We start from the raw sequence: 22,905 nt of genomic DNA, 5'->3' as shown, positions 1-22,905 counted from the left end.
CTCCTATAAAAATGTCGAAAACATCCGTTGGATACTTTGAATGAAAAAGGGAATGGCCGTATTAATAATCGGATAGATCGTATATCTCCCTAACGGCGTAATCACTAAAATTATGAAAATAAGAGCGCCAAATGATTCGTATTGCGTCATCTTCGCTCGCACTCTCGTTGGTAAAAGATCTTCTAAAATTCGATACCCATCTAAAGGTGGGAGGGGTAGTAAATTAAAAACAAATAATAGTACATTAAAATAAATAAACAGATTAAAAAATTGAATCACGAGTGGATGCAAAGATCCGGCAACTCCTGTTGCAACAAATATGTAGAAAATACCCGTGCCGATAATCGCGAGGATAAAATTACTGATCGGTCCCATCAGAGAGACAAAAATTCCACCTACCCGCGGATTTTTAAAATGATAACGATTAACAGGTACAGGCCGGGCCCAACCAAAGCCAGCAATTAAAATCAATAATGTTCCAATTGGGTCTAAGTGCTGAATCGGATTAAGTGTTAATCTTCCCTGCTCCTTCGCCGTATTGTCCCCCAATTTATAAGCTGTAAAAGCATGGGCAAACTCATGGACAGTAAAAGCTATCAATAAAACCACCACAATCAGTGGCAATTGTTCTAATGGAAATCGCAAAAAACTTTCTAGAAATCTTTCCACATATCCAACTCCTCATTATTAAGAATATCTACGCTTATTACATATTATACAAAAATTTCGGATAAACCTCATTCAATCTGTTCTAAGTATTGCTTCAACTTCACAAAAGGAATACACTTTTAGTTGTACATAACTTGATGGAGAGGTGATGGAAATGCCTTATGTGACAGTAAAAATGCTTGAGGGCCGAACTGAAGAACAAAAAAAGGCCCTTGTTGATAAGGTTACAGCCGCTGTAAGTGAGACCGTAGACGCCCCTAAAGAAAAAATTGTCGTCTTTATCGAGGAAATGAGCAAAAATCATTATGCAGTTGGCGGAAAACGCTTAAGTGATGACTAAGAAAAGCGCAAGCGCCCGTTTAGCGACGTACAAACTTTTTAGGGACCTGACGAGATAAAGGAAACACGATGAACCCGAAGGGTGAATCGATGTTGACTTATCGTAGGAAGGCACCGAAAGTTTGCTAGTCGCTGGACGCTGGAGCTAGACAACATCAACACTCAGTCTTAAAGCAATCCTAAGGAGAAAATTATGCTTTCTACCCTTTTTAACACGAAGACAGCAGTCCGATTTGATGGAGTCCTGCTGTCTTTCTTATCTATAACTAAAAAGGCTAATTTTTTTCGTCGCAAGGAGTTTTTGTCTTTCTTAACATTGCGATATACTGATAAGCTTCCTCAATTTCCTCACTTGTGTACCCTTGTTTTGGCTTTAGTGTCTGGATTTTCTCCTCGACCTCTTCACGCGGATCTTGTTCAAAATAAAGCACCGTTGACACGAGTTCAAGAAAACGGGCGCTTTGCTCATTCATATTGGTCAAGCACTCTTTTAATTTTGGAACTTCTATAGCGTATTCTTCTAAAAATTCACTACCCTCTGCGGTGATTCTATATTTATATTGAGAATATCCACCTTTGTCTTCTTTCGTTTCATCCAAAAATCCAAAATTACATAATTCCTCAACGCGCAAGCTCAATTCTTCAGAATACGGTCCATAAAAGTGGAATTCAAATTTTTCCTGAAAAGGAAAGCCCAATTTCTTCGCTATGTAGATCATTTTCTGTAATTTTTTTCGTCCTGTTACTTCCCCAGATAAGGCAAATACATTCATTAATCTTTGATGATCATTCAGCATGGCAAACGAATCAACTCCTGGTTCAATTATTCAAAGTTTCCTACAAAGGATGTTCAAAAAGTCCGGTAAAAATGACACTTCGAATTTCTTCGTTGGCTTGTTTCTGTGCTGCTCATGTATTTAAAAGCATACATTCCGCTGCTCGAAACTGCACCGCCTCGAACTTCTTGGTCCTTTTTATCCTCCTTTTTGAACCTGCAATTTTAGTGTTTCTCTAAGATGGACAAAATTTGCTGCTTCACTTCTCGATGCTTCGAATCATCTAGAAGCAGTTCACGTGGATAATATAATTTATGATCTGTCCGTCGTTTGCCGGATATCGCTTCAACAATGGCAGATTCTCGAGATAATTCATGTCGCTCCTGATTTGGCATTAATAAATGGATCGGGAGACGTTCCTCTTCCTCACCAGGCCGATAAAAATCATACGGCAAATCGGATGAGGAATCAACAGCCAAATAATAGTCAGGATCAATTTCCGCTTTTTTAAAAAGCTCTTCTAACTGTCCAAGCAGTTTATATTGTTTTGACGGGTCAAACTCCACATATTTAAATAATTTCCGATTCATAAATCGGGAGCATAGATCTTGTAAAATGACGTCTTCCTCTTCTTCCCACATTTGGAAATAATAAAGGATCACAGGCTCATCTAATTTTAAGTAATCCTCTAAACTTATTTTTTCTTCAAATAAGGAAATAAAATGAGTAGGGTAATATTTGAATTGATAAGCATCTTGGTATAAAGCTTTTGCTCGTTGTAATATCTTGGTCAAGATCACTTCAGCACTGCGCGTAACCGGGTGAAAATACACTTGCCAATACATTTGATAGCGACTCATAATATAATCTTCTACAGCATGCATACCGGTCGCTTTAAAGACAACTTGATCTTCTGTTGGCCGCATGACCCGCATGATTCGTTCCATATCAAAATGCCCGTAGCTTACGCCCGTAAAATAAGCATCCCGCTGCAGATAGTCCATACGATCAGCATCAATTTGACTGGAAATCAAACTGACAACAAGCTTATCTGGATAGGTTTTCCCGATAACATCAGCGACTTTTTGCGGAAAATCGGCTCCTACTTTATGTAAAACAGCGTGAACCTCTGTATCACCCAAAATAATGTTCCTTGTAAACTGTTCATGATCCGTATGATACACTTTCTCGAATGAATGTGAGAATGGCCCATGGCCAAGATCATGCAAAAGCGCCGCACATAAGGAAAGAAGCCTTTCATTTTCGTTCCACTCTGGACGTCCTTGAAAGACATCATCGACAATTCTACGTACAATTTCATATACCCCAAGTGAATGATTAAAACGACTATGTTCTGCCCCATGAAAGGTTAAATAAGTCGTCCCCAACTGTTTAATTCGTCTTAAACGTTGAAATTCTTTTGTTCCGATCAAGTCCCAAATAATTTGATCTTGTACATGAACATAGCGATGAACAGGGTCTTTAAATACTTTTTCTTCACTTAATTTTAAATTGGAATGATCCATTGTCTGGCCCTCTTCCTATCTATCATAATTTTATTATAGCGGCTTTACAGACTTATATAAAGCATCGATTTCCTATCAACTTATGTTTAAAGGCATTCAATAAAATTGAAATTAAAGGATGTAGCCGTGTTATTTGCTCAGATTTTCAAGCGATTTTTCATTAAATCCTACACGTATTACAACTATTTACCATAATTTATCATAATTGTTTTTTATTTTGGTATAAAAATGATTTGACCTGTCCATGATAGTACTAATCAAAAAAGTTAGCATTTGTTTAATCTAACAGAAATGAAGTTAGCCAATCTGATTGTAGCTTTGCCTGCTTCAACTTACAAATGCTTAAAAGAAGATGTTCAAAAAGGAAAAATTATTCTGGGAGAAAAAATTAGGAGATGATGAGAATGAAAACAAGACAAGACGCATGGACAGAAGAGAATGATTTATTACTAGCGGAAACGGTGTTAAGGCATGTTCGCGAAGGAAGTACACAGTTAAATGCTTTTGAAGAAGTGGGAGACAAATTAAATCGTACCTCTGCTGCATGTGGATTTAGGTGGAATGCCGTGGTTCGGCACCAATATGAAAAGGCCCTGGATTTAGCTAAAAAGCAGCGGAAGCAACGACACCGCATTATGGGGAAAGAGCAAGGTGGTAAAAAGAAATTACTTTATCAGCCACCAATGACACTTCTCGACGAGGCTGATATGGAAATGGATGAAGCATTTGAAATCTTAAATAGTGCGACGATGAAATCAGAGTCTACTAACTTCCAAGGAAACCTTTTACCCGCACCAGTTGAACCAACTGGCGATATGAATATGCAAAAAGTCATTTCTTACTTACAAAATTTGCAAAACTCAGACATCCAACAAGAGATCTTGCAAAGAGAGAATGAAAGATTGAAAAAACAAATCCGTGATTTAGAGGCCGAAAACAATTCTCTCCAAAAGCAAGTTGCAAAATTGGAGGACAACTCCGTCACAATGCAGGAAGACTATGAGACCCTCATGAAAATATTAAATCGCGCTCGAAAACTCGTTCTATTTGACGAAGAAGAAACTCCCCCCACATCCTTTAAAATGGATCGAAACGGCAACCTAGAAAAAATGGCGGAGTGACAAGAAAAGCGGAGGCGACTGTTTAGCTGCGTACAAACTTTTTAGGGGCCTGACGAGATAAAGGAAACACAACGAGCCAGAGGCGAGTTGATGTTGACTTATCGTAGGAAGGCACCGAAAGTTTGCTAGCAGCTAGGAGCCGGAGCTAGACACTAGAAAAGCGGAAGTGCCTGTTCAGCGACGTACAAACTTGATGAGTAAGGATGAACGGCCAAACTATGGATCAAAGGCTAAATACGCGCCGTCCTGGCGCAACGCCTTTGTGACCCACATCCTGTGGGCCACCGTCCTGTGGCAACGCCGTTCTAGCCCACATCCCGTGGGCCTGATTATGTATAACTGTTTTTATAATATAGATGTAAAAATAGAGCCGTGACTCCCCCTGTCTCGGCTCTATTTTTCTATAACGATCTGTTCATTCCGCCTGATCATTCGCTCATAATATTCTTGGAACCATTCCAATTCCACGCCATGAAGTTGATCCATAAATAGTTTGTCACACTTACCATTCATGACATGAAGAAATCTTTGCATAACGGATTGAATTGAAAATTCTACTCCTAATAATTCTGATATCGAAGCCATTACATTTACCCGGATATCTGGAAACACAAACTTTGTAGATACTTGATACTGAGCACGTTCGTAAAATTCTTTTACGAGTGCGGCCCGTTTAGTACCACTTCCTGATACGCAAAGATAGATTTGCACGGCCACGGCTTTTCGAATTCTCCGTTGGGAAATGCCGGCGAATTTTTTTCCATTGATGCTGAGATCATAGCTTCCAGGGCAATAGGAACCGACAATTTCTCGCGCCTCAATGTCACAATCCAAATCAGCAAACATCAACTTTACAAGTTCCCACATGGCATCATACCCTCGGTTAATATCAATCCCCTTCTCCGTATCTGGGAAAATTAAGGATAGATTTAACACACCTTCATCTAATGCCACTGCCAATCCCCCGGAATTACGGACAATTCCTTTGTAATTTTTTTCTTCCAAAAATCGCAGCCCTGCATGTAGATCCGGAAGTTTTGTATCTTGGATTCCTAATACTAAAGTGGGCGGATGGACCCATGCACGCAGGGTCGGGGGAGATTCCCCACTCCCCACTGACCTGCACAAAGTATCATCCATGGCGAACGATTGAATCGCATGAAAATACGGATTATATCCCGATTGATCTATAAACCGCCATTCCTTTTGTCTTAATAACTCTGACATTCTTTTTCTCCTACTAGTTTTTCTCCATGGATTGGATAGCTGTAACAAGCGCTAAATTATAGACATCTTCTTCACTACATCCGCGAGAGAGGTCATTGACTGGTGAATTCAGCCCTTGCAAAATCGGACCGACTGCCTCAAAGCCACCTAAACGTTGAGCAATTTTGTAGCCAATATTACCAGCTTCAAGACTTGGGAAAACAAATACGGTCGCATCTCCTTGAAGTGGAGAATCTGGCGCCTTTTTATTGGAAACAGAAGGAACAATCGCAGCGTCAAATTGGATTTCCCCATCAATCACAAGCGCAGGGTCCATTTCTTTTGCCAACCGTAAAGCTTCTTCTACTTTTTTCGTTTCATCCGAAACAGCGGAGCCTTTTGTAGAAAAGCTGAGCAAAGCAACACGTGGATCGACATCAAACATTTTAGCCGTTTTGGCACTCTCTACTGCAATTTCGGCTAAATCTTGTGAATTCGGAGCAATATTGATAGCACAATCAGCAAATACATATTTTTCATCGTCCCTTACCATCACAAAAACACCAGAAGTTTTGCTTAATCCTGGCTTCATTTTAATAATCTGTAAAGCAGGTCTTACTGTATCTGCTGTTGAATGGGCAGCACCACTTACCAAACCATCCGCTTTGCCCATGTAAACCAACATCGTGCCAAAATAATTTTCATCTTGCAATAATTTCTTAGCATCTTCCTCTGTTGCTTTTCCCTTTCTACGTTCCACAAATGCTGCAATCATTTGATCGATTTCAATATAATTTTTCGGATCATAGATCTCCATACGATCTAAAGAAATCTTATGTTCTTTTGCTTTATTTTGAATTTCAATCATATCACCAATTAAAACAGGAGTAAGAACTTCCTCCGAAGCGAGACGTCCCGCAGCAACTAAAACTCGAGCATCCAATGCTTCTGGAAATACGATCTTTCTGTCCCATCCTTGTACTTTTCTTTTCAATTCGTGAAATAAACCATTATTTGATTGGTTCATTATAAAATCCTCCTTCATTTATACCAAAAACTCATTCATACCTAGCATATACCTTTTTACTTAGAAACACATAATGATATGTATATTCTTGTCGTTTTTTCTACATTTATGATTGGAAACTGAATACTTGGAAAAACTATGATATAGTTTGAATAAGTATAAATAAGATATTTTACATATAGGAGTGGATCAAATGAGTGAAGCGGTAGTCACATTAGATGGTTGGTATACACTTCAAGATTTTAGAAAAATAGATTGGGCTTCATGGAAATTACTTTCAAATGATGAGCGCCAGGCCGCGATCCAGGAATTCCAGCAATTTTTGGATAAATTGAATGAAGTACAGGATCATAAAGAAGGAAGTAATACTCTTTATAGCATTTTGGGTCACAAGGCTGACTTTATGTTTATGGTATTAAGACCCACGTTAGAAGAATTAAATGAGATTGAGAATGAGTTTAATAAATTAACAATCACAGAATTTACCATTCCTACTTATTCTTACCTCTCTGTTGTGGAATTAAGTAATTACTTGGCTAAGGATTCTGATGAAGACCCTTATCAAAACCCTTATGTCCGCGGTCGACTCTATCCAATATTGCCTAAGACACAGCATGTTTGCTTCTATCCAATGGATAAACGCCGCGAGGGAAATGATAACTGGTACATGCTGCCAATGGAGGAAAGAAGAGAGCTTATGCGGAGTCACGGTTTAATTGGTCGCAAGTATGCTGGGAAAATTAAACAGCTTATTTGTGGGTCATCTGGTCTCGATGATTTTGAATGGGGCGTCACCCTCTTCTCTGATGATGCTCTTCAATTTAAAAAGATCGTCTATGAAATGCGCTTCGACGAAGCAAGTGCTCGTTACGGAGAGTTCGGTGCCTTCTTTGTAGGAAACCTACTAGAAGACCATGACCTTTCTCGGTTTTTGCATGTATAATTTCTAGGTAACTAATTCTTGGGCCGTCGATAACACCGCCGAAAATCTTATGAAAGATGCTTTGCCTTTCCATAAGATCGAGGTTGATGTTTTGACGGCTCTCTTTGTTTGTTGTAGGCCCAAACTCACTCTCGATCGATGTTTTTGTATTCTTCTTCCGTTTTCGTGCATCCAAACCATCGTTGGATCGGCATTTTCTCGGCTCTCCCCTGTTTTCGTGCATCCAAACCATCGTTGGATCGATGTTTTCTCAACTCTCTCTTGTTTTCGTACATCCAAACCATGGTTGGATCGGCATTTTCTCAGCTCTCCCTTGTTTTCGTACATCCAAACCATCGTTGGATCGATGTTTTCTCAACTCTCTCTTGTTTTCGTACATCCAAACCGCGGTTGGATCGATGTTTTCTCAACTCTTCCTTGTTTTCGTACATCCAAACCATCGTTGGATCGACGGTTTCTTGGCTCTCTCTTGTTTTTATACATCCAAACCATGATTGGGTGAATGTTTTCAAAGCTTTGTTCCGTTTCCAAATACACACTCTGACTCTACATCCTCAATTAATAGAAAGGAATATGGTCTTAAGAAAGGATATCAAATTCCTAATTTAAGGGCATATCTCTGCTTAGAGATACATACAAATGAAAGAGCAACAAATTTCATGGAGAACCTATTTATAAGGAGTGAGATTCTTGTCTAATTCGAATCCTTACCAAGCTAATACTGGCTATTATCCGATGTATCCGATGCAACAACAAATGCCAACCGTTCCACAGGGGCAAAATCCTAATCTGTATCAGCCTCAACCTATGCAAATAGCCAGTCCGACTGCAGGCGCAAAAGGCGGGGCCAATGTTCCAGGTATGCTCCCTATTGAAGAGTCCTATATTGAGAATATATTGCGACTAAACAAAGGGAAACTCGTCGACATTCACGCAACATTTGAGAACAATCGGGAATGGAATGCGAAGATTTTTACAGGCATTATTGAAGCCGCCGGGAGAGATCATGTCATATTGAGTGATCCGGAAACTGGAAAAAGGTATTTAATCCCAATGGTTTATGTGGATTATGTAACATTTAATGAACCGGTTGAATACGAATATCCCTTTGGATCTGGCCCTCTTGCCTCTGCACCACCGCGTTAAGGCAACCGTACTCTGGTGGAACACTAATCATTTCGACTAAAAAATGCACTGAGAAACCTAACTTATTTCCCAGTGCATTTTGATGTTTTTTAGACCACAGCCTACAGATGTTTTACAGCAAAAATAATTAGTAAAACCCATGATACGAGGAATGCGACACCACCTAAAGGGGTAATCGCTCCTAGTACTTTAATTCCCGATGTACTTAATACATATAAACTTCCTGAAAAAAGAATAATCCCGATCAGCATAATCCAACCAGACCAAGACAATAGCGAAGAAGCAGGGTATTTTCCGGAGAGAATCCCAATCGCAATCAATCCGATTGCATGGAACATCTCATATTGAACACCGGTTTTCCAAACTTCCAAGTATTTCGGTTCTAATTTCCCTTCTAAACCATGAGCCCCAAATGCGCCTAATGCAACAGCTAAAAAGGCATTCAAAGCTCCTACGATAATAAAAAACTTCAATGGACACACTTCCTTTACTCATTATTTTATAGCTGATTTCGGTGGATAGACGTTTCCGCCTTTCTTGGTGCGGCTACAGCGCCTAGCGACTAGCAAATTTACGCCTTCTTCCTGCGATAAGTCAACATCGACTCATCCTTCGCCGTGTTTCCTTTATCTCAGGCCAACAGGATGTTGGTCAGAACGGCGTTGCGCCAGGACGGCGCGCCCTTAGCCGTTCAACCTTATTATCCAAATTTGTACGTCGCTAAACAGACGCTTCCGCCTTTCTGTTTAAAAATCAAATATTGAAGTGCCGTTAGCTCCGTCTTCTGTTTGAAGGGGATTCGATTGAGAAATGGATATTGGCTTTGACTGAGGTTGTTGGTTAAAGGTTGACGTAACGTTAGAGACCTTTTCCCTTTTTTCCACATGCCGGTTGGGTTCCTCTCCCCCTATTCCAAGCTCCGCTAATGTTTTCACTGTATACAAATGAGCCTTTCTAGTCGATGTTTCACTAGCTTGTTTTGCTTTATTTATTTCCTCTTCTATTTTTTCCAATAATACTTCATATGAAATACCCATTCTGATCACCTCTTATCCTTTAAGCTTAATTTTTATCTCACGAAAATGCAAAAATTTATATCCATTCACTAGATTTTTCGAAACCTTTCCTATAGGCATGCAAAAAACGATGTTTGAAATGTTAAAAATCGGAAATATACATAATGTGCCGATCATATTTCTTGAGGAGGATGATTGTTGATGAATAGAATCGAAGTTTGTGAAAATGGTGTACAAGCTAATAATATTATTAATCAGTTAACAGCCCAAGGGTTTTCTCACGACAATATCTATTTATTTACCCATGATGATGATCGAACGGAAGATTTAGCGGATGCTGCTGAAGTTGAAACAGTCGGCCTTCAAGAAGAAGGCATTGTGGACTCTGTAAAAAACGTCTTTCGTAAAAAAGGAGACGAGCTACGGTCGAAATTTGAATCAGTCGGTCTGACACAGCAAGAAGCTGAGAAATATGAAAGTATCCTAGATAAAGGCAAGGTTGTGATTGTGGCTCAACAACACTAGGAGAAAATGAAAATACCCCATCTTAACGGGGTATTTTCTCTTACAATCTTATACTTCAGGCGCTGATTCTTTAAATAATTTCCTTGATTTCACGATCCAAATAATGGATATTACAGCAATAATCGCAATGATGATCTCTACAACAAAGATGTTTTCAATTGTACCTGTTTGATAAAGGGCTGCGGGAAAATCAATGATCGCATGGATAAGGATCGCGAGAAAATAGAAGATAATCTTCCTATTTTTCACTCCATACATCACTAGGATCGATAATCCAAGTTGGATGGCAATCGCACTAATTCTTTCGATTCCGCCTAGCCAAACAAGAGCGGAGGAACCTGTTAGTTGCTCTTTCACCACTTCAAGGGATGGATCTACAGCTAGTAACGAATCAAAGGACCCATTATTAATCATAATCGCCATGGCAATCGTGCTAATACTAGTAATCCCCACTAGGACGACCGCTTCAAAACCGCCGTGCCCTAAACCAAAGGCAAGACCATCTTTCCAATTTCGATACTTTTTCAGGACATATTTCATCATGATAAGTCGCCCTGTTTCCTCAAAAATCCCGGCCATTAGGCCACCATACAGCATATACAGCCAAGGATTCTCTAACCATCCTTTTGTAGTCGAATTGACAGTTAGGAAATACACATGCGGAATATTTTCTAAGATAAGTGCAAACGCCAAAAATGTAACCATTCCTATTAAGAGAACGTATAAAGAGATACCGAATTTCTTTTTAAAAATGATCAGTAAAACGATTGGCAGCCCAATAGCCATTATTATAGAGCCAATCAATGCGACAAACATAGAGGTGGAAACCACCATTTACCCTCTCCTTTACCTCAAATTTCACCTTCTTTACCATACGTATGAAAAGAATAAAAGTTTCAGCCAATTAAAGAATGGTACATTTTCCGGGCTTGATCTACATGATTGGTTCCATGAATAAGGGCGCGTCCATCTTGAAAAAAGACCATTCTTTTCCCTTCAACCACTACAGATACTAAAAATGGATTTCCTCCTACCATGAATCCAGCCGAACGCCATTGCTTCGCTAAATCTTCTAAGGACAAGTGTTTCGTTGCAGTCGGACGTATTTGCACGGTGTCCCTGCCGCAAAGAACCGCCACTTTTAAGCCTGTCTCCTCTTGCAAATACGGATAGGTTGCATTATAACCGCAGGAAGAACATTGGCTGTCCTTCAAAGCATCTGCCTTCAGTGATACATATTCATTATGCCAAAGGTCAAAAGAAACATAGGCTTTCCTGACTGCCTCTATATTCCCTGATAAAATCTTTAAGGCCTCTGCCCCTTGATGGGCTGTTACCATTTGCACAGTTGGTTCAATAATTCCAACGGTATCGCAGGTTTGCCCTTGAAGGGGAAGCTTCTTTAAAAGACATTGAAGGCAAGGTGTGACCCCGGGAATGATTGTAAACGCCATCCCAAAGCTACCCACACAAGAGCCAAACAAATAAGGGATCCGATATTTCTGAGCAAGATCATTTAACAGAAAACGCGTCTCAAAATTATCGGTTCCATCCATTAATAAATCCACATCTTGTAAAAGACTTTCCAATAAAGAGGCATCTGCATGGCCGACAATTGCTGCGATCTCTACCTCATGATTCACTTTTTGTAATCTTGCTTTAGCCGCTTCCGCTTTAGGCCATTTCTTCTGAGCATCTTCTTCTGTAAAAAGGTGTTGCCTCTGCAGATTGCTCATTTCCACATAATCTCGATCAATCAGGGTGATCTTCCCCACCCCCGCTCTCACCAGCATTTCTGCAGTGTGAGTCCCGAGCGCACCCACTCCTAGAATCAACACATGCTTTTCTCGAATTTTGGCCTGCCCCTTTGATCCAATCGGTTTAAATAACATTTGTCGGGAATATCGATCATTCATTTCACTTGCCTCCTCCCTGTCTGACTATAAAAAAAGATCATCCACCACTTACTGGAGGAATAAGAGCAATCTCATCTCCAGCTTGAATGATGGTTTCATCTGTCGCAAATTCTTCATTCACCGCGATCATCACGCCATCTAAATTCCCTAGTGACATAACTAATTTGTCACGGAGAGATTGAACAGTTTGGCCAGCTGCGTCGATTTCTAATGAACTTTTCCCAGCTATCTCTTTTAAATGGGCAAATAAAAGCACTTTATTCATCTTATTCTCCCTCCTCAGGTTGACCTGTTTTATATTCTTTTGTACCCTGCTGATTACCGATCCACGCTTCTCCATCTTCCCAATGCTCTTTTTTCCAAATCGGAACCATTTCCTTGATCCGCTCAATCGCATAGCGATTTGCCTCATAGGCTGCGAGGCGATGTGGTGATGAAACCGCAATCACAACAGCAATATCACTAATTTCCAGTCGACCAATACGATGGCTAATGGCTACTTCTACACCAGGCCAGCGCTCTTTCATTTCAAATGCAATTTGCTCTAGCTTTTTCAAAGCCATTCCTTCATACGCTTCATATTCCAGATAAAGTGTCTTGCGACCATGGGTTATTTCGCGTACCGTTCCAATAAAAGTTGTGATAGCCCCAGCTTCTCTCCGCACCACTTTCTGATAAATCTCTTCAATGCGAATCGGGTCTCTTGTAATTTCACAATTCACCTTAAACACCTCTGTCCGTCATTTTTGCTGCTTGCACATAATCATCCATTGTATTCATGTTCCAGAGAATCCCTTCATGTTCATCCATGGGGTAAAATTCCACCTGGATATCGGATACCATCGATTGAACAGAGCGCTTACCATTTAGCAATGTTTGATAAACCTGATCTTTTATCCGAGTATGATAGACTGCAAAAAGGGGATGCATCCGGCCTTCAGCGATCGGTATGACTGCATCTACCTTTTTCTCCATCATCACCCTCTCAAATTGCTGGGCGATTTCTTTTGAAATAAAAGGCATATCACAAGCCACAACCAAACAGGCGCCTTCTTTTGCCAATGTCAGTCCAGTCCATATTCCAACAAGGGGACCTTGTCCTTTAAATTGGGAAAGATCGTCAACTATTAATACCTCTTCGGGGATATCATCAAGATCATGATTAGAGACCAAAATCACTTTTTCAGAAATCGGCAGGCATTCACCGATAATCCGATCGATGAGGCGAATACCGTTCAATTTCATCAAAGATTTATTTTGTCCCATTCGTCTGGATTGTCCCCCAGCTAAAATGATCGTTTTCACTTCTTCCCTCCTAAAAAAATGATGTACTATTTCAGTCATATCAGGTATTCTAAGCTTATCATGGTCTGAAAGGGAATAAAAAATGAACATGAAGATTTTTTTGTTATGTAGCCTGCTCCTTCTATTTCTTTGCGTATTCTTATGGTGGAAAACAGGAGACTGGATACGGAAGGGACAATCTCCTACCGCGAATGGGAAATATCCATATGCCATCATTCTTGGTGCCAAGGTAAATGGCAACATTCCCTCACAATCCTTACAATATCGCTTAGATGCTGCTGTACAATATGCCAATGAATATCCTGATGTTCTATTTATTTTATCAGGTGGCCAAGGGCCTGATGAGCAAATACCTGAAGCAGAAGCCATGAAGAACTACCTAGTTGAAAAGGGAGTCGAAGAAAACCGACTACTCCTAGAAACAGCTTCGACTTCTACTTATGAAAATATTCTTTTTTCCAAACAGCTACTTCCTTCTTCCGTCGACCATGTCACGATCATTACAAGTGATTATCACCTTGCGCGGGCCCGTAAAATTGCGGATCACCTAGCCCTTAAGACCGACGCCCTCGCCGCCAAAACACCGAATGTAGTGAAGTGGAAATCAACCACTCGTGAACGGGCTGCTTTAATCAAAACATATGTAACAGGGCGATAACCGTTTTCTCTTTCATACTCTACCTAAAGTTTATCATTTAGGAGAAGAAACACATAACAAAAACGACATTTCGAATTGTAAAAAGCGTCCTCATTCTGAGAACGCTTTTCCGCTTTAGGTTTCTAGACAGAATACCTTGGCAGTATGCTATTTACTGCTCTTCCTTATCTAAATGGTTCAGACAGCCTTTTTCTGAAAATACAGTAACCCTCCGAATAGAAATAAAAAAAAGCTACCAAATATCACCGATAATAGCAATGAGAGTGAGCGAATAAAAAATTCATCAGCCCCATCTCCTCCTGCCGAGAGCATGGTTAAGAAAGGTTGGACCCAAGGGTAATAGGGTGAGAATTTCTCTGAGTTCGCTACTAAAATATTGGGAATCGTTAAAATTACATTGATAGCAAGTGGAGCGGCGAAACTTGTCCAAGCCGTTGAAATCCAAAGTTGTAAAGCAACTAGTGGTAGGCAGGCCAACCAGCCGAAAAAAACACTTTTAAGCCCAAACAGATAAGGTACTGAAGTCTCAATCCCCTGAATCGTTCCAGCTACGATCCAACCAATATAAAATAATATTTGCGTGATCGCTAAAAAAGTCATGACAATGATCCCTTTTGCCAAGAATACTTGCCCTCTTGATACTGGCAAAGCAAGTAATTGTTTCCATCCCCCACTTTGATGTTCATAGCGAGCGACAAAGGCACTGAACACCCCTGTTAACAAGGGCAGAAAAAGCAGTCCATGGATAAAAACCATCGTTGATAATAGATAAGCCCATTCGACTCCTTTCATTTCCGATACATTCACGGTCATACCGATAATAGTAGCCAATACCGGACTAATGAAAAGCAACAACCATATATTAGATTTGCGAAATTTAAGCCATTCTGATTGAATGATTTTCCATAACATTTTACTTCACATCCCGTCTTGTAAAATCTAGTGCTCCAAGCCCTAAAAGAATGATACCAACGATAAGCCCCATTCCCGCAAACCAAATTGGCTCATGAACATCGCTGATTAATAATGGCCATTTCCACGGAAACCAATCCGCAGCCACAATAGAATACATCGAAACAATCGCACCAAGTATTCCGACCGTTAAGGGTATTGCCTGGTTGGGCATCGTAATCGATAGCCATGTTTGCAAGGCTAGAATCGGCAAAGCAGCCGCTAAGGGATAGAAGCTATTTTTAAAAATCGCGATATAAGGGATATCTGTCCCGAACTTCAAACTAAGTCCTAAAATGATCGTTCCTACAAATAGCAAGAGACAAGCAACCCAAAGTAATAAAATATTTAAAAGGAATTTTGACCCAAACGCAGCTCCTTTGCGAACAGGTAAGGCTAAAAGTTGCTTCCAAGCATTCTGTTGATGTTCCACATTCGCTGTCATTGATGCCAGTATCGCGACACCTAGTAACAGGGAGATTGTCATTAGTCCACTAATATTCTTCAGCAATTCTCCCCAAACATCTGGATTAAGGCCAACTAAGTAATCATATCTTACGCCATAATTGACCGCCTGCAGAGAGATCACGCCAAAGGGACCAAGAAAGACAAGAAGCCATACCCATTTCCGTTTCATTTTCAGCAGATCAGCCTTGAATATCTGGAACATCATAGGCTCATCTCCTCCTTCGTTAAATCGAGGAATATTTCTTCTAAAGACATCTTTTGTTCTTCGACACGATAAACAGATAGATTTCCTTTGACTAAATTCTTTACTGCTTTAGCGGTTAACAAATCATCCGCCTGATCAAGCGTAAGAAATGGATCCTGATCCTGTACTTGAATACCAGAAGACAGAAGAATTTTCTTCGCCTCTTTTTGATCATTTGTATGAATGCGGATCGTAGGAGTGGATCTCTTTCTTAACACCTCGATCGAATCTTGAAAAATAAGTGAACCTTTCGTAATAATACCTACCTGTGTTGCCATTTGATCAATCTCACTTAAAAGATGGCTGGATACGACAATTGTTACGTCATATTTTTTCGGCAGGCTTTTAATTAATTCTCGCATTTCTTGAATCCCAGCGGGATCCAAACCATTTGTTGGTTCATCCAAAATTAACAACTCTGGATTCCCCAAGAGAGCAGATGCTATCCCTAATCTTTGCTTCATTCCAAGCGAAAAACCTTTTACAGGTCGTTTGGCATCCTTTGTTAAACGGACGATTTCCAACACTTCTCCGATTCTTGCTTTAGGCACATTTAAAATTTTTCGTAAAGCCTCTAAATTTTCAATAGCTGTTAAGTGACCATAATAGGAGGGAGATTCCACAAGAGAGCCGACTTTGCTTAAAATCGCTAGTTTATGTTTTTTTAAATCCTGTCCAAATATATGGATCGATCCATCTGTTGGTTTCATTAGTCCAAGTAACATGCGGATCGTAGTTGTTTTTCCTGCCCCGTTTGGACCAAGGAAACCATAAATCTCTCCTTTTTGAATGGCAAGATTCACACCATTCACAACTTGCTTTCCTCTAAATCTTTTCGTTAAATTCGAAGTTTTTAACACTAATTCGCTCATTTCCTTCACCTCATCTCTAAGATTAAGAGATGAAGGTTAAAACAATGGGCAGGCAAGTTTAAAATTTGTTTAAAAAGGTAGAATTACTTCCAACGGCGAATAAAGCGACCATTCAAGATAACAAGGCTTTCTTGACTTTAAGAAAAACCGCTTGAATCATGGATTTTCATGAATCAAGCGGTTTACGTTATTTCGGTATTTGTTTTTTCATGTCCATTGCTGCTGTCATCGTCATTCTCGTTCCTTTATCTGTTGATTGAACATTTAACTTTAGGTCCATTTCTTGCAGCATGAGCGTTACAATCGCCATTCCGATTCCAAGCCCTTTGCTGTTAGAAGAAGTCTCCATGCCCGGTCCACGATCTTCAATCATTAGTTGAAAACCATGTTCCGTTTTTGCACTTTTGATTCTAATATATTTCCCCGAATCGGCATGGCGAAGAATATTTTGAAAAAGGTTATCAAGCACTCGCTCCAACCAACTTGGATCTAGGTACCATTCAAAATGTTGATCTTCGGGCAATTCAATCTCAATCTTAAACCCCTTTTTCTCAAAAGTTGGATACCAAGAAGCAACTATCACGCGAACCGACCGGATAATATCTACCTTTTGAGGGTGGTAAGGATATTTTCCCGCGGTCAGCAGTGTATACGATAGTAAATTATCGATTAACTGACCAAGAAAGGTAATTTTACGATCCATTAATTGAAGGGATTCTTCCCCTTTGTCCGTTAGCTTTTCTTTTTTTAATGTATACAGATGCCCTCTTAATGTCGTTAACGGTGTTCGTAAATCATGAGAAAGACTAGCAATTAATTGTTTTCGCAGCTCTTCTTCCTCATCCTTCTGTTTTTGACTTTCTCCTAACCTCTTGATCATTCGATTGAAGGACTGCTCAAGCTGGCCAATCTCGTCACGTTTTTTAACTTTAATTTTATCAGGAATACCTGCAATTCCTTCCTTTTCCATCGCTAATCCTAAACGTAGTAGTCGTTTGCGAATATGGGAAAAGAACAACCAGGAAATAAAAACAAACAAGAAAAATAGTCCAATATTAATACCGTAATATAGATAGTTATAGCGATCGATTAGCTTTTCTTGCGTATGGTCCATTTCACTTCTAGGAATTTGAAAAGTGACAAAGCCGTTTTCTTTTTCGTCACCTAGAAAGGCTACTGTTGTAAAAGGATCGCTATCATAGCTTTTCTTCATGAATTCGACAATATCAGAAGACGTCCACTTTTTAGGCACAGCAACCGGTTCCGGATAAGCAAAGAGAAGCGTTCCATTTTCATCGACCCAAAACACATTAGAAGTCGGGTATTTCTCTTGGAATTTGGTCAACTTCTTTTTCACGTCTCCCTCATCCAAAGGAGCCAATTTCCCTGTTTCGTAATGCCACTTTTTTTCTAAGTCCTCTCCATTTAGTTTGTTCACATCCGCCTCATCAAATGAGTACCAAACAATGATTGACAAAGGGAAAACAATTGGGATAAATAAAACCGCGAATACAATGATAAACAGATATCTTAGTAATAAAGAGTGACGAAGAGACAAAACTTTTCTTATAATCATGATTTTAATCGATAGCCCAATCCCCGAATGGTTTCAATTAAATCTGGTTTTGCGGGGTCCCTTTCTAATTTCTCGCGTAAATAGCGAATATGTACCATTAATGTTTTATCTCCGTCTATATAAGGTTCTCTCCAAACCCCTTCATATAACTGCTCCTTTGTCAAAATTTGATTTTGATGGCGGAGAAAATATTGAAAAATTTGGTATTGCTTCCCTGTTAAAATAATTTCCTCGTTTTTTTCATGATCTAAAATCCGATTTTCTTCTAAGAAAATATCTAAATGACCTATTCTTACCTTCTCTGTTTGATTCTGCTGAAACCGTCGTAATAAAACTTCAATCCTTGCAACCAATTCCTCTGGATAAAAAGGTTTTGTTACATAATCATCTGCAAACTCGAGTCCCTGAAGCCGATCTTCGACAGAGGTTCTGGCAGATAACATCAAGATTGGCAATGAAGGATATTCTTGCTTTAATCTCCTTCCAATGGAAAAGCCATCTAGGCCGGGTATCATCACATCTAAAATCGCAATTTCTACCTCTCTCGCTATTTTCGTCGCTCCTTCCCCTGATGATAACCAATTTACTTTATGTCCCTTTTCCTCTAGAACTTCTACGACCCATTTACTAATTTCTAAATCATCTTCTATGTATAGAATATTGGCCATTCGTATCCCCCTGATTTTCTTCTACAATAATTGGTATACATTTTTATCTTACCATCTATATACCAAATTATAGGCAATGCCCTATCTTTAGGTAAAGCCACCTATAAAATAAATCTCTTTTATTTTCAAAAAAATTGGTATATCCTAAAAAGAAAAGCTGAAGCTAGACCCAAAGAAACATCATGTAATTGCTAGGAGGAATAACGGATGACAATGAAAAAAGTTTTAACCCTTGCTGGTTCGGATTCAAGTGGTGGAGCCGGAATCCAAGCAGATTTAAAAACATTCCAGGAATATGGTGTCTACGGTATGAATGCTTTAACTTCTATTGTCACGATGGATCCCGGAAATAATTGGAGCCATGACGTCTATCCGATTGATGTCGATACAGTAGAAAAACAATTAAACACGATCCTCTCTGTTGGGATCGATGCGATGAAAACAGGGATGCTCGGCTCTGTTGAGATCATTGAATTAGGTGCTCGAAAATTGGATGAGCATAAATTAGAGAATGTCGTGATTGACCCTGTGATGGTATGTAAAGGCGAGGATGAGGTTTTACAACCCGAAAATACCGATGCCATGCGCGACCTCCTTGTGCCACGGGCTTTAATTGTAACGCCAAACCTTTTTGAAGCAGGACAATTAGCGAAAACAGGCCCTGTTAAAACCATTGACGGCATGAAAGAAGCGGCTGTGAAAATTCATGAATTAGGTGCGAAAAATGTTGTCGTAAAAGGTGGAAAAGCAATCGCCCATGATAAAGCGATCGACCTTTTCTATGATGGTCAAGAATTTACCTTGCTTGAATCAGATAAACTAGAAACGACCTATAACCATGGAGCTGGTTGTACTTTCGCTGCTGCGATTACAGCGAACCTAGCGAAAGGAAAATCGGTCAAAGAAGCTGTTATTTCTGCCAAAGATTTTGTCAGCGCGGCGATCCAACACGGCTGGAAGCTTAATGAATATGTAGGTCCTGTCATGCATGGTGCCTATTTTACATTTGAAGAAAATTCAAAGAAATAAGGATTACGCCCAGAAAAGAGAATTCTTCTTTTCTGGGCGTTTAACATTTCCCTCGATGTTCTAAACTTCCCTCTTCTTGAATAGCATGGGACAGAAACCACTCCAATTCTATTTATATAGGGGGAAATAGAAATGAAGACCTTTTTAGGAGGAATCATTCTCTTAATTCTGGGGTATTTTACATATGGAAAGATTGTTGAAAAGGTATTTGGCATCAAGCAAGATCGCCCTACCCCGGCTTATGTCAACCACGATGGTGTGGACTATGTTCCCATGAGTACCTCGAAAAACGCCTTAATCCAATTACTAAATATTGCGGGGACAGGCCCCATTTTTGGTCCTATTATGGGAGCCTTATACGGACCCGCCGCCTTTGTTTGGATTGTGATTGGATCCATTTTTGCCGGAGCGGTTCATGATTATCTAATCGGAATGATTTCCCTCCGTAATCGTGGAGCTCATTTACCTGCATTAGCTAGCAAATTTTTAGGTCAAACGATGAAATACCTTGTCCATATTCTAGCCGTCTTGCTCCTTCTATTAGTTGGGACTGTTTTTGTCATTACTCCAGCTAGTCTACTTCACGTGTTAATTGATGGAAAACTTGCGTTGGGTATCATTATGATCATCATTTTTAGTTATTATATTCTCGCTACTCTTCTACCAATCGATCAAATCATTGGACGATTATATCCATATTTCGGTGCCTTGTTAATTCTAAGTGCAGTTGGTGTCGGTGTCGGTCTTGTCATAACTAGAGCGCCCATTCCAGAATTGTCCTTTACCAATTTCCATCCTGAACAAACACCGATCTTTCCTCTTTTATTTTTTACGATTACATGTGGAGCCTTATCAGGGTTTCATGCTACCCAAACTCCGATTATCTCCCGCACTATCCAAAAAGAAAGCCAAGGCAGGAAAATATTTTATGGGATGATGATTGCTGAAGGGATCATTGCGATGATTTGGGCTGCAGCAGCGATGAGCCTATTTGATGGGCCCGGCGAATTGAATGAGCTCTTAAAAGTAGGCGGACCTGGTGCTGTTGTCAACGAAGTTTCCACCTCTCTACTTGGCGCACTTGGTGGGACACTTGTCGTACTCGGAGTGGTTGTCCTTCCGATTACGTCTGGCGATACTGCTTTCCGTAGCGCTCGGATGATCATAGCTGAATATTTAGGTTTAGCGCAAAGGAAATTATCCAGTCGTTTATGGGTCGCCTTTCCTTTATTCATCATTGCTTTCCTACTTACAAAAATCGATTTTAACCTGTTATGGAGATATTTCAGCTGGGCGAATCAATCTACTGCAGTAATTACCTTATTCATTGGTGCCATGTATTTGTATATTGCGAAGAAAAATTATTGGATCTCGCTCATCCCTGGCACCTTTATGCTTATCATGGTTTTCACTTATATTTTTCATGCAAAAATTGGCTTTCATTTACCGATGAATACTTCTTGGATTGGCAGTCTGATCGGAACCCTGATTGTGCTTATTTTATTTTTTCATATTGCAAGAAAAGCACGAGAAAATAAATGGCCGATTGAGGAGAAATTTTCCAGGTAGAATACGGACTCAAACTTATTTTTCGTAATTTTGCTTTCCTTTTAGTAAAATAATTTTAGGAAGGAGGTTTATCTTGTGGAAAAGATTCGTATCGATGAAGTCCAACAATTAATCAATACTTTTGCAACAGAACAAGTTTACATACATTTAGAAACAACGAATGGAGCGTATGCTTCCCATAATGACGAAACATTTTTTTCAGCTGGAGCTTATATTCGCAATGCTGAGGTTTGTTACGAATATGGAAAGATTGTCGGGAATGGCCCCTATCGGATCGGTTTGAAACTCGCAATCGGCTGGATTTACGCGGAAGGCCTCACCCATTTTGAGTTAGATGAAGAAGGAAGATTACTTCTTGCCGGCCATGGATATGATGGAAAGCTAGCCGTGGCCTTAGAAATCAGCAAAACACCATTTAAATCTTAATCGAAGGAGGGCTATTTATGGAAAAAGAACGTCACGTTTTAGTTGTATTCCCACATCCAGATGATGAAGCCTTTGGCGTCTCCGGAACGATGGCAAGTCATATTCAAAATGGCACACCTGTTACTTATGCTTGCCTTACTCTCGGAGAAATGGGGAGAAATTTAGGGAATCCCCCATTTGCTACAAGGGAGTCCCTTCCTGAGATTCGCAAAAAAGAACTGCAAGCCTCCGCGAAAGCAATGGGCGTCACGGACTTACGGATGATGGGTTACCGTGATAAAACATTAGAATTTATTCCTGACGAGGAATTAACCAATCTTGTCTTTGACTTGATTGAGGAATTGAACCCTTCTCTCGTCATCTCCTTCTATCCTGGATATTCTGTTCATCCGGATCATGAAGCAACGGGTCGTGCTGTTGTACGTGCAGTGCGCAGACTACCTAAAGAAAGTCGTCCCAAGCTTCACTGTGTAGCTTTTTCTAAGAACCATGAAGCTGAAATTGGTTCACCAGATATCGAACATGATATTAGCGCCGTTTCCGAACAAAAATTTGGCGCATTAAAAGCTCATCTTTCGCAAACGGTATGGATGTTGGCAGATCTAGAGAAGAAAATGGCGGAGGAAAAAACGGGATTACCCGAGCACTTTCTAACAGAGCGCTTTTGGACATATCCTTGGGATCGTGACAATGTTTTGTAAAAACCGGTGGAGAGATTTTCCACCGTTTTTTTGCGGTTGAAAGATTACAACTCCACCGAGTGAACCCTCCCCCACCAAATCAAAGATTTGGTGGGGGCTTCCCTTGACTTAAATACAGCTTACGTCACGCATGTTTAGTTGCCATTGGCACTAAGCGCCTGATGTAAGTTAATGAATGAAGCCAAAGTAAGCCGAGTTCTAGCTGACAGTTCAGGAACCTTTGCCTCA

The 22,905-nt window shown here is 40.0% G+C and carries 28 protein-coding genes; 10 read left to right on the top strand and 18 right to left on the bottom strand.

Annotated elements, in window-relative coordinates:
* Nucleotides 1–3: 3 nt before the first annotated feature.
* Entirely contained in the window at nt 4–669 is a 666-nt protein-coding gene (locus KI363_RS07335; protein ID WP_212965977.1) for a site-2 protease family protein, read from the bottom strand.
* A 154-nt stretch (nt 670–823) separates the two neighbouring features.
* Here KI363_RS07335 and thmT point away from each other — a divergent pair, with 154 nt between their 5' ends.
* Nucleotides 824–1,009 (top strand): 2-hydroxymuconate tautomerase, encoded by a 186-nt coding sequence (thmT, locus tag KI363_RS07330; RefSeq protein WP_212965976.1) that lies wholly within the window; start codon nt 824–826, stop codon nt 1,007–1,009.
* Nucleotides 1,010–1,283: 274 nt separating this feature from the next.
* On the opposite strand, the gene KI363_RS07325 is transcribed toward thmT, so the two are convergent.
* Together KI363_RS07325 and KI363_RS07320 are read right to left on the bottom strand one after the other, a co-directional pair.
* On the bottom strand, nt 1,284–1,805 hold the full coding sequence (locus tag KI363_RS07325) for a YwgA family protein (protein WP_212965975.1): 522 nt from the start codon (nt 1,803–1,805) through the stop codon (nt 1,284–1,286).
* Nucleotides 1,806–2,008: 203 nt separating this feature from the next.
* Nucleotides 2,009–3,310 (bottom strand): HD domain-containing protein, encoded by a 1,302-nt coding sequence (locus KI363_RS07320; RefSeq protein WP_158320677.1) that lies wholly within the window; start codon nt 3,308–3,310, stop codon nt 2,009–2,011.
* A 404-nt stretch (nt 3,311–3,714) separates the two neighbouring features.
* Between KI363_RS07320 and KI363_RS07315 the strand changes: the two genes are divergently transcribed.
* A complete protein-coding gene (locus KI363_RS07315) occupies nt 3,715–4,431 on the top strand; it encodes an RsfA family transcriptional regulator (protein ID WP_158320676.1) in 717 nt (238 codons plus the stop codon).
* A gap of 393 nt (nt 4,432–4,824) precedes the next feature.
* Here the strand turns inward: KI363_RS07315 and lipL are convergent, their stop codons facing one another.
* Together lipL and pta are read right to left on the bottom strand one after the other, a co-directional pair.
* Nucleotides 4,825–5,658 carry an octanoyl-[GcvH]:protein N-octanoyltransferase gene (lipL, locus tag KI363_RS07310; protein ID WP_158320675.1) on the bottom strand — a complete coding sequence of 278 codons (834 nt, stop codon included), beginning with the start codon at nt 5,656–5,658 and terminating at the stop codon, nt 4,825–4,827.
* 13 nt (nt 5,659–5,671) lie between these two features.
* On the bottom strand, nt 5,672–6,664 hold the full coding sequence (pta, locus tag KI363_RS07305) for a phosphate acetyltransferase (protein ID WP_212965974.1): 993 nt from the start codon (nt 6,662–6,664) through the stop codon (nt 5,672–5,674).
* Nucleotides 6,665–6,857: 193 nt separating this feature from the next.
* On the opposite strand from pta, the gene hemQ reads away from it, so the two are divergent.
* Nucleotides 6,858–7,607 carry a hydrogen peroxide-dependent heme synthase gene (hemQ, locus tag KI363_RS07300; RefSeq protein WP_212965973.1) on the top strand — a complete coding sequence of 250 codons (750 nt, stop codon included), beginning with the start codon at nt 6,858–6,860 and terminating at the stop codon, nt 7,605–7,607.
* A 302-nt stretch (nt 7,608–7,909) separates the two neighbouring features.
* On the opposite strand, the gene KI363_RS07295 is transcribed toward hemQ, so the two are convergent.
* Nucleotides 7,910–8,146, bottom strand: a complete 237-nt coding sequence (locus KI363_RS07295; RefSeq protein WP_212965972.1) for a hypothetical protein — start codon at nt 8,144–8,146, stop codon at nt 7,910–7,912.
* A gap of 151 nt (nt 8,147–8,297) precedes the next feature.
* Here KI363_RS07295 and gerQ point away from each other — a divergent pair, with 151 nt between their 5' ends.
* Nucleotides 8,298–8,753, top strand: coding sequence for a spore coat protein GerQ (gene gerQ, locus KI363_RS07290; RefSeq protein ID WP_373306747.1), 456 nt, complete (start codon nt 8,298–8,300; stop codon nt 8,751–8,753).
* 101 nt (nt 8,754–8,854) lie between these two features.
* Here the strand turns inward: gerQ and KI363_RS07285 are convergent, their stop codons facing one another.
* Both KI363_RS07285 and KI363_RS07280 read right to left on the bottom strand, forming a co-directional pair.
* On the bottom strand, nt 8,855–9,226 hold the full coding sequence (locus KI363_RS07285) for a DUF423 domain-containing protein (protein ID WP_158320671.1): 372 nt from the start codon (nt 9,224–9,226) through the stop codon (nt 8,855–8,857).
* 273 nt (nt 9,227–9,499) lie between these two features.
* Entirely contained in the window at nt 9,500–9,790 is a 291-nt protein-coding gene (locus tag KI363_RS07280; protein WP_158320670.1) for a YwdI family protein, read from the bottom strand.
* 180 nt (nt 9,791–9,970) lie between these two features.
* Between KI363_RS07280 and KI363_RS07275 the strand changes: the two genes are divergently transcribed.
* Entirely contained in the window at nt 9,971–10,294 is a 324-nt protein-coding gene (locus KI363_RS07275) for a YflT domain-containing protein (protein WP_158320669.1), read from the top strand.
* Nucleotides 10,295–10,342: 48 nt separating this feature from the next.
* On the opposite strand, the gene KI363_RS07270 is transcribed toward KI363_RS07275, so the two are convergent.
* The 5 genes from KI363_RS07270 to mobA form a co-directional block, all read right to left on the bottom strand.
* Nucleotides 10,343–11,128, bottom strand: coding sequence for a YhfC family intramembrane metalloprotease (locus tag KI363_RS07270; protein WP_158320668.1), 786 nt, complete (start codon nt 11,126–11,128; stop codon nt 10,343–10,345).
* A 62-nt stretch (nt 11,129–11,190) separates the two neighbouring features.
* Nucleotides 11,191–12,210: a ThiF family adenylyltransferase gene (locus KI363_RS07265; RefSeq protein ID WP_212965971.1), complete on the bottom strand. Its 1,020-nt coding sequence runs from the start codon at nt 12,208–12,210 to the stop codon at nt 11,191–11,193.
* A 37-nt stretch (nt 12,211–12,247) separates the two neighbouring features.
* The gene (gene moaD / locus KI363_RS07260; protein ID WP_212965970.1) at nt 12,248–12,475 is read right to left on the bottom strand and encodes a molybdopterin converting factor subunit 1; all 228 of its coding nucleotides are present in this window, start codon (nt 12,473–12,475) and stop codon (nt 12,248–12,250) included.
* A gap of 1 nt (nt 12,476) precedes the next feature.
* Nucleotides 12,477–12,932, bottom strand: coding sequence for a molybdenum cofactor biosynthesis protein MoaE (locus KI363_RS07255; RefSeq protein ID WP_212965969.1), 456 nt, complete (start codon nt 12,930–12,932; stop codon nt 12,477–12,479).
* A 1-nt stretch (nt 12,933) separates the two neighbouring features.
* Nucleotides 12,934–13,515, bottom strand: coding sequence for a molybdenum cofactor guanylyltransferase (gene mobA, locus KI363_RS07250; RefSeq protein ID WP_212965968.1), 582 nt, complete (start codon nt 13,513–13,515; stop codon nt 12,934–12,936).
* Between the two features lie 82 nt (nt 13,516–13,597).
* Here mobA and KI363_RS07245 point away from each other — a divergent pair, with 82 nt between their 5' ends.
* Nucleotides 13,598–14,173 (top strand): YdcF family protein, encoded by a 576-nt coding sequence (locus KI363_RS07245; protein WP_246516799.1) that lies wholly within the window; start codon nt 13,598–13,600, stop codon nt 14,171–14,173.
* A gap of 177 nt (nt 14,174–14,350) precedes the next feature.
* Here KI363_RS07245 and KI363_RS07240 read toward each other — a convergent pair whose 3' ends face one another.
* From KI363_RS07240 to KI363_RS07220, 5 genes are all read right to left on the bottom strand, one after another.
* The gene (locus KI363_RS07240) at nt 14,351–15,085 is read right to left on the bottom strand and encodes an ABC transporter permease (RefSeq protein WP_212965967.1); all 735 of its coding nucleotides are present in this window, start codon (nt 15,083–15,085) and stop codon (nt 14,351–14,353) included.
* A 1-nt stretch (nt 15,086) separates the two neighbouring features.
* Nucleotides 15,087–15,797, bottom strand: coding sequence for an ABC transporter permease (locus tag KI363_RS07235; protein WP_158320662.1), 711 nt, complete (start codon nt 15,795–15,797; stop codon nt 15,087–15,089).
* Nucleotides 15,794–16,708 (bottom strand): ABC transporter ATP-binding protein, encoded by a 915-nt coding sequence (locus KI363_RS07230; RefSeq protein ID WP_212965966.1) that lies wholly within the window; start codon nt 16,706–16,708, stop codon nt 15,794–15,796. The genes KI363_RS07235 and KI363_RS07230 overlap by 4 nt, the downstream gene beginning before the upstream one ends.
* Before the next feature lie 187 nt (nt 16,709–16,895).
* Complete coding sequence (locus KI363_RS07225) at nt 16,896–18,146, bottom strand: sensor histidine kinase (RefSeq protein WP_212965965.1); 1,251 nt, start codon at nt 18,144–18,146, stop codon at nt 16,896–16,898.
* A 134-nt stretch (nt 18,147–18,280) separates the two neighbouring features.
* A complete protein-coding gene (locus KI363_RS07220; protein ID WP_212965964.1) occupies nt 18,281–18,952 on the bottom strand; it encodes a response regulator transcription factor in 672 nt (223 codons plus the stop codon).
* A 207-nt stretch (nt 18,953–19,159) separates the two neighbouring features.
* On the opposite strand from KI363_RS07220, the gene pdxK reads away from it, so the two are divergent.
* From pdxK to bshB2, 4 genes are all read left to right on the top strand, one after another.
* Nucleotides 19,160–19,981, top strand: a complete 822-nt coding sequence (gene pdxK / locus KI363_RS07215) for a pyridoxine/pyridoxal/pyridoxamine kinase (protein WP_212965963.1) — start codon at nt 19,160–19,162, stop codon at nt 19,979–19,981.
* Nucleotides 19,982–20,113: 132 nt separating this feature from the next.
* Nucleotides 20,114–21,550 carry a carbon starvation CstA family protein gene (locus tag KI363_RS07210; RefSeq protein WP_212965962.1) on the top strand — a complete coding sequence of 479 codons (1,437 nt, stop codon included), beginning with the start codon at nt 20,114–20,116 and terminating at the stop codon, nt 21,548–21,550.
* A gap of 75 nt (nt 21,551–21,625) precedes the next feature.
* Nucleotides 21,626–21,976: a YojF family protein gene (locus KI363_RS07205; RefSeq protein WP_158320656.1), complete on the top strand. Its 351-nt coding sequence runs from the start codon at nt 21,626–21,628 to the stop codon at nt 21,974–21,976.
* A gap of 17 nt (nt 21,977–21,993) precedes the next feature.
* Nucleotides 21,994–22,677, top strand: coding sequence for a bacillithiol biosynthesis deacetylase BshB2 (bshB2, locus tag KI363_RS07200; RefSeq protein ID WP_158320655.1), 684 nt, complete (start codon nt 21,994–21,996; stop codon nt 22,675–22,677).
* Nucleotides 22,678–22,905: the final 228 nt, after the last annotated feature.

It is taken from the genome of Lederbergia ruris, assembly GCF_018332955.1.
Classification (GTDB): domain Bacteria; phylum Bacillota; class Bacilli; order Bacillales; family Bacillaceae_C; genus Lederbergia; species Lederbergia ruris.
This window is presented reverse-complemented; position numbering and strand designations above follow the sequence as displayed.